This is a genomic window from Armatimonas sp. (assembly GCF_964826245.1).
In genome coordinates this window covers 1-6,447 of sequence record NZ_CBAYMC010000241.1, presented here as the reverse complement: position 1 = coordinate 6,447, position 6,447 = coordinate 1, and the positions used below count along the sequence as shown (strand labels likewise).

Here is a 6,447-nt window from a genome sequence, read left to right as displayed (position 1 = left end):
GTCAGAAGCTAGATTGGCAGACCGACTATCTCTCCCTAGGCGCCAAGATCTCTCTCAACCAGGAAGTCGCTCCCGGCGAGTCTATGCGTGGCCTTCTCATCTTTAAGGCCCTGAAAATTCAAAAGCCTATCAAGCTACGGCTAGTGGAAGAGGGGGCGAAGCGAGCGGCCATTATTGCGATTCCCTCGTTGACAATTGAGCCAAAGTAAGCTCACCCCCTAGCAAACCGTTGCTTGACAGGCACGGAGAAATCGGCTAATCTGGGAGGCACAGGCATGCAGGGTGCCTCCTGTCCGCGGGAAGAGCTGAGCTCACCTGAGTGGTTTTTGGCGCTGGTTTGGTCTTACCCAAGCCTCCTTTTTGCCCGAGCGAGCGGATACCGGGCGCAACACAAAAAAGGAGGACTTCTATGTCCGCTCGTCACTTACCCGTTCGCCCCGATCTGATACAGCTCAAGCACCAGGCTAAAGAGCTACTTTCCGCGCTTCACGCAAGCGCCCCTAGGGCTCTGGCTGATTTGAGGGAGTTTCACCCAGAGTCGGCGCGGCTCGATCCCACCAAAGTCCAGCTCTCCGATGCCCAGCTCACGCTGGCGCGTGCCTATGGGGTTCCCAGCTGGCCGCGCCTTGTGCTCGCCTGTGAGCTGATTGATGCCATCTGGCGCGGTGATTTGGAAGCCGTCCGTGGGCTTATTGAGAAGCATCCGTCGCTGCTGAGAGAGAACGCACGCGGCACGGCGCAGTGCAACTGGGGGCCGACTCTCTCCTACGCCGCCAATGTCGGACAGGATGAGCTGGTCAAGATGCTCCATGGCTTGGGGGCGGATGGCGTCCAGCACGCCTTTGAGCGCGCCTGCCTGCGTAGCAAGCGGGACACCGCACGGCTGCTCTACTCGATGGGAGCCCGTCCGCAGCCCGGCTCGGCGATGGGGCCGTGTGAGACGCTCAGTGCGGTGGGGCTGGCGCTCCAGCTGGAGCTGGGCGCGGAGCTGACCGACGAGAACGGCGACCGGCTGGCTCCCCTGGGGCTGGTGCTGGAGACCTACTCGCGCTACCCTGAGGGCAAGCATGAGATTCTGGAGATCTTCGCAAGCCACGGCTACACCCTCCCCGACACGGCGGTCTTTGCCGTGCACCGGGGGCGCTTGGATCTACTAGCCGCCCATGTCCAGCGTGATCCCAGCGTGCTCACCCAGCAGTTTGCTCACGAGGAGATCTATCCGCCTGAGCTGGGCTGCCACACGGATCACACCCTCGCGCTCTGTGGAACCCCACTGGCAGGCGGCACGCTTCTCCATCTCGCGGTAGACGACGATGCCTACGAGGTCGCGCAGTGGCTCTTAGAGAACGGTGCGGATGTCAATGCACCCGCTGGAATTGACCCCGATGGCTTCGGGGGCCACACGGCGCTCTTTGGTTGCGCCGTCTCGCAGGCCTACCGCTGTAGCCGCCCGAGTGAGCGCATGGCCCAGCTCCTACTCGATCACGGTGCCGACACAGGTGTCCGCGCCAACCTCCGAAAAGAGCTACGCTTCGTGGACGACGAAACCCTGCACGAGTACTTCGATGTCACCCCGCGCACCTGGGGCGAGCGCTTCCACGACCAAGCCTGGGTCAACCCGGCGGTGCTGGCGCTACTAGCGCCTGCCAGTCCGTAAGCGTATCGACATCGGCCCTGCCGCCGAGGAAAGCCACCGTGCGGCAGGGGTATTTTTTGAGGAGCTTGCGCGCCCCCAAGTCGCCGGTGAGCGCGAGGAGCTCGGGGAAGTAGGTGCGATCAAAGACACACGGCGGCCCAAGTGCCTCGCCGTAGTCCGATGCTACGATGCTCCCTGGCTCCCATTCTTGGAGAAGCGCCTCTAGGAGCTCCGTCGTCACCAGCGGCTGGTCGCAGAGCATTACCAGCGTGGCATCACAGTCGCTGGCTGCCGTGATTCCTGCCCGCAAAGATGCCGCCATGCCCTCTTGCCAGTCGTTGGCAAGGACAATCGTCACCGGCAAGCCGTCCAAAGTTGGCGCGATCTGCTCGGCATGTGCGCCCAGCACAACCGTTACTTGACCGACGGAAAGCGCCATCTCCGTGGCGTGCCGTAGCAGCGTTTTTCCTTGGTAGGGCAGGAGCTGCTTGGGTTGCCCCAAGCGCACCGACGCGCCCGCGGCTAGCACAATCACACAAACCCCTTCGCTTGCCGGAGGGGTCGCCGTCTCAGCGGCGGGGGAGGCTTTAATGGATCGGCCCTTCACGGAGCGTCAGTGGCCCACCGCTGCGGCCTGCCGACCAGGCGCGAATCTCGGCGACCAGCGCCAGCGCGATCTCTTCGGGGTTGTCTGCGCCGATATCGAGACCGAGCGGTGCTCTGAACCCATCCTTGAACCCATCCCCCCTGCCCTCTTCCCTGTTCCAAGGAAGGGGGAGGCAGAGGGGGTTTTCGAGCAGGCGCTCGGTGCGGCGGTGGGGGCCGAGCAGGCCGAGGTAGCCGACTTGTGAGGCGAGAAGCTGGGGCAGGAGCTCTTGGTCGGCGCTAAAGCTGTGGGTCATGAGCACGACGGCATCCGTGGAGTCTAGCGTGGTGAGAGGGAAGCTCGGCACGACGCTGGCACCAGGGAAGCGCTCGGGGTGGAGCGTGAGCGAGCGGCTGTCTACGACCGTCACCTGCCAGCCCAGGAGCTCCGTGGCGACTTTCACAAGCGGCACAACATCGTGGCCTGCACCATAGATAACGAGGCGCTGGGACGGTGTGATCAGCTCGAAAAATGTCTCGTCGCGCCAGAGAGATTTTTGGGATTCGAGAGCCTCTTGCGCCCCCGCGAGTAGCAACTCTTCGCCCCAAAACTGTCCACTCGGCTCCAGCGCGAGGCGCTTGCCCTCGCCCGTGGTGGCGAGCACGCCAATGGTACGCTCCGTCTGCCAGCGCTCTAGGCGGGCGAGGTGCGCGACGGTCGTTTCATTTAGGCGCTCCAGCAAGACCTCGACCACGCCGTTGCAGCCTAGCCCAAAGCCCCACTCGATGTCTTCGTCTTCCTGGGTGGAGTCGTAGACCACGTGGGCCGGGCCATTTTCCGTGCGCCACCACGCGCGCTGGAGGACATCGTTTTCTAGGCACCCACCGCTGATCGAGCCCGCCGCCCAGCCTGTCTCGGTGAGCAGCATCCGCGCACCGGGGCGGCGATAGGTCGAGCCGCCCACACGGATCACCGTCGCCAATATCGCCGACTCTCCCAAAGCAAAGGCGGCTTGCGCCGCACGGGCAACTCTGAGAAGTTCGGTCATACCCTCCTCCCCCTGCCCCTCGTCCCAACCCTGCGGAGGCAGGGTGAAAGGAGGGGAGATGGTGTTTTGTGTGACGGTGCAGGAAAGAGCCTCCCCTCGTCCCAACCTCCTCCCAGGGTTGGGAGGAGGGGCAGGGGGAGGAGGGTTTCTACCCCCACGAATACCCTGACTTGCTCATGGGAAGCGTCCGCACGCGCTCGCCGGTGGCGGCGAAGACGGCGTTGGCGATGGCGGGCAGGATCGGGGGGAGCGCGGGCTCGCCGAGGCCGGTAGGGCGGTTGTTGGACTTGTGGAAGTAGACATCAATCTCGCGCGGGGCCTCGTTCAGGCGCACCATCGGGTGCTCGGAGAAGTTCTCTTGTACCACGCGGCCCTTGGCGAGCGTGATCTCTTGGGCCATCATCTGGCTCATGCCATCGATCACCGAGCCACAGACCTGGCTCTCCGCACCAAACGGGTTCACAATCGTGTGACCGACATCTCCCACAACCCACACTTTTTCGACCTTGACCTCTTTCTTGGCATTGACTTTGACTTGCGCGACTTCGGCGAAGTAGCCTTGATGGCTATAGTAGAAAGCGACTCCCAAGCCCGTACCCTTGGGAAGGGTCTTCTTGCCCCAGCCCGAGCGCTCGACCACGAGATTCAGCACGTTGCGCATGCGCTCCGTATCCATCCCACGCTGGTTGCCAGGAAGGGCTTCAAGCGCTGTGAGCTGCTCCAAGCGAAACGCAACCGGGTCTTTTCCGGCGGCGTGGGCCAGCTCGTCGGTGAGGCACTGGAAGACAAACGCGTGGACATTGCTGCCCGGTGCACGAAGCGCTCCCGTGCGGACGCCCAGCGGCACCATCGAGTGGCCCAGCGCGTAGTTCGGGATCGTGCGGCAGGGAAACTCGCCCGGCCCGACTCCCCCACTGTCCACAAAGCGCTCGTTCTCGCCGTAGCCGACAAAGTGATCGTGGAGGGCGATGGTTTTTCCGCTCGCATCGAGGCCGATCTTGAAGTGATGCCAGCCACCGGCGCGGTAGAAATCGTGGGCGAAGTCGTCCTCACGGCTCCAGAGCAGCTTGATCGGGACGCCCGGCATCTCTTTGGCGACCCAGGCAGCATCTACCACCATGTCGTTGTAGAGCCGCCGCCCGAAGCCGCCACCAGCGCGGTGTAGGCTCAGGGTGACGGCGCTCTCCGGGATTCCAAGCGCCCGCGCCGAGCTACTACGCCCCCCCATGGGGATCTGGCTTGTGCTCCAGAGCTCTAGCTTCCCCTCTTTAAAGAGCGCGGTGCAGTTCTGGGGCTCCAGCGGCGCGTGCGCGATAATGGGGTACTCGTAGCGGGCCTCGATTACTTTTGCTGCTTTTGCGAGCTCCGCCTCAGGGTCGCCGACTTTCCCGAGAGTCTTTACGGGGGCTTGCCCGAGCAGAGCGCTGGCCTTTTGTGCCTGCTCCTTGCTATCGTAGCTCGCCCACTTGCCTTCATCCCAGGTCACTTCCAGCTTCTTGCGCGCTGATTGTGCGTGCCACCACGTCTCGGCGACAATCACGATGCCTGACTCTAAACCAACGGCAGGCATGCCCTCAACCACGAAGGCTTTTTTAACACCGGGGAGCTTAGCGACTGCCTCCGTGTTGGCCTTGACAACTTTACCGCCCAAAACGGGGGTTTTATGGAACGCCGCGTAGAGCATGCCTGGAAAGTGGACATCCATGCCAAAAAGCGGCTTGCCCGTGACAATTGCAGGCACATCGACGCCCCTCGTGGGCTTGCCGATGATCTTGTAGGTAGCCGGATCTTTCATCACCAGCTTGCTGGGATCGGGCGGAGGCATTGCGAGCGCCTTCTCGGCGAGCGAGCCGTAGTCCCGCTTGCGGTTGGTCGCGCTGTGGAAGACCTGACCGGACTCAGTACGGCAGTCGGCCTCAGCGACACCCCACTCTTTGGCGGCGGCGGCGATCAGCATCTGGCGGGCGGCGGCCCCAACACGGCGAACGGGCTCCCAGCCACTGGGTGTGCCCCCACTGCCACCGGTGATCTGCCCGCCGTAGCGCGAGTCTGCCCCGGCCTGCTCGACCCGGACATTGTGCCAGTCGACATCCAGCTCCTCCGCGATCAGCATCGGAAGGGTGGTCTTCATTCCCTGGCCAATCTCAGGCGCACGGGAGATCAGCGTCACAATTCCATTGGGCGCGATCCGAATAAAAGCGCTCGGCTCTAGACCCGCAGGGCGCGGCGGCTGTGCCTGCGCGGACGTGTCGGAGCCGGTGTCGGCGTAGAGTGCGAGGGAAAATCCTCCACCAATCAGTGCCGTGGCTTTGAAGAAATCACGTCGGTTCATTACTTTTTGCCTCCGTTGGTTTTGGGTTTTGTCGTCGGCTTAATCACAGGCAAGGGAGTCATGCCCGCGGCTTTATGGACGGCTTTACGGATCGCGACATAGGTGCCACAGCGGCACAAGTTCCCACTCAGCGCCTCGTCAATCTGCGCATCGGTAGGGCGTGGGGTCTTTTTGAGCAGCGCCGCCGCCGAGAGAATCTGCCCAGCCTGGCAGTAGCCACACTGCGGCACGTCCACTTCCTGCCACGCGACTTGCAGCGGGTGCTTGCCATCGGGAGAGAGCCCCTCAATGGTCGTTACTTTCTTGCCCGCTGCCTCGGCAATCGTGGTCTGGCAGGAGCGAATCGGTTCGCCATTGAGGTGCACCGTGCACGCACCGCAGCTCCCGATGCCGCAACCGTACTTGGTACCAAAGAGATACAAGACATCGCGCAGAGCCCAGAGAAGGGGCATGTCTGCGGGGGCGTCCACCGTGGCGGGTCGCCCATTGACCGTGAGTTTATAAGCCATAATGAGCCAATTATACCCGGATTCCTCTTTGGGTTCTTGTGAGATCATAAACACCCATAAACACTGCTATAATGCCTCAGCATCTATGAAAAGCCTTATTTTTGGTTACTCCCTCGCAGGATCGCTTCTGCTTCTCGGAACACTTGCAGTGCCATCACCAGGGCAGAATAACGTAGCCGCCTTGACTTTTGAATCGAAAGTGCGCCCGGCGCTTCTAGCACGCTGCGTCGCCTGCCATGGCCCAAATCAGCAGCTCGGGAACTTGCGGCTGGATAAGGCGATCTCCGCGGCGCAAGCGAAGCAACTTATCGCCACGGTGAGCTACACAGGTGCGAT

General features: G+C 62.4%; 7 protein-coding genes. 3 read left to right on the top strand and 4 right to left on the bottom strand.

Going from position 1 to position 6,447, the window contains the following annotated elements:
* Both AC1XOS_RS18400 and AC1XOS_RS18395 read left to right on the top strand, forming a co-directional pair.
* The coding region (locus AC1XOS_RS18400) for a hypothetical protein (protein WP_481963675.1) at window positions 1–209 on the top strand (209 nt) is incomplete at its 5' end.
* 200 nt (window positions 210–409) lie between these two features.
* Window positions 410–1,657, top strand: a complete 1,248-nt coding sequence (locus AC1XOS_RS18395) for an ankyrin repeat domain-containing protein (protein WP_481963674.1) — start codon at window positions 410–412, stop codon at window positions 1,655–1,657.
* On the opposite strand, the gene AC1XOS_RS18390 is transcribed toward AC1XOS_RS18395, so the two are convergent.
* From AC1XOS_RS18390 to AC1XOS_RS18375, 4 genes are all read right to left on the bottom strand, one after another.
* Window positions 1,614–2,243, bottom strand: coding sequence for a nucleotidyltransferase family protein (locus AC1XOS_RS18390; protein WP_481963673.1), 630 nt, complete (start codon window positions 2,241–2,243; stop codon window positions 1,614–1,616). The genes AC1XOS_RS18395 and AC1XOS_RS18390 overlap by 44 nt on opposite strands.
* Entirely contained in the window at window positions 2,224–3,270 is a 1,047-nt protein-coding gene (locus tag AC1XOS_RS18385) for an XdhC family protein (protein WP_481963672.1), read from the bottom strand. Before AC1XOS_RS18385 ends, AC1XOS_RS18390 begins: the two co-directional genes overlap by 20 nt.
* Before the next feature lie 148 nt (window positions 3,271–3,418).
* On the bottom strand, window positions 3,419–5,602 hold the full coding sequence (locus AC1XOS_RS18380; RefSeq protein ID WP_481963671.1) for a xanthine dehydrogenase family protein molybdopterin-binding subunit: 2,184 nt from the start codon (window positions 5,600–5,602) through the stop codon (window positions 3,419–3,421).
* Entirely contained in the window at window positions 5,602–6,111 is a 510-nt protein-coding gene (locus tag AC1XOS_RS18375; protein ID WP_481963670.1) for a (2Fe-2S)-binding protein, read from the bottom strand. Before AC1XOS_RS18375 ends, AC1XOS_RS18380 begins: the two co-directional genes overlap by 1 nt.
* Window positions 6,112–6,196: 85 nt before the next feature.
* Between AC1XOS_RS18375 and AC1XOS_RS18370 the strand changes: the two genes are divergently transcribed.
* A partial coding sequence (locus tag AC1XOS_RS18370) for a c-type cytochrome domain-containing protein (protein ID WP_481963669.1) occupies window positions 6,197–6,447 on the top strand: 251 nt, incomplete at its 3' end.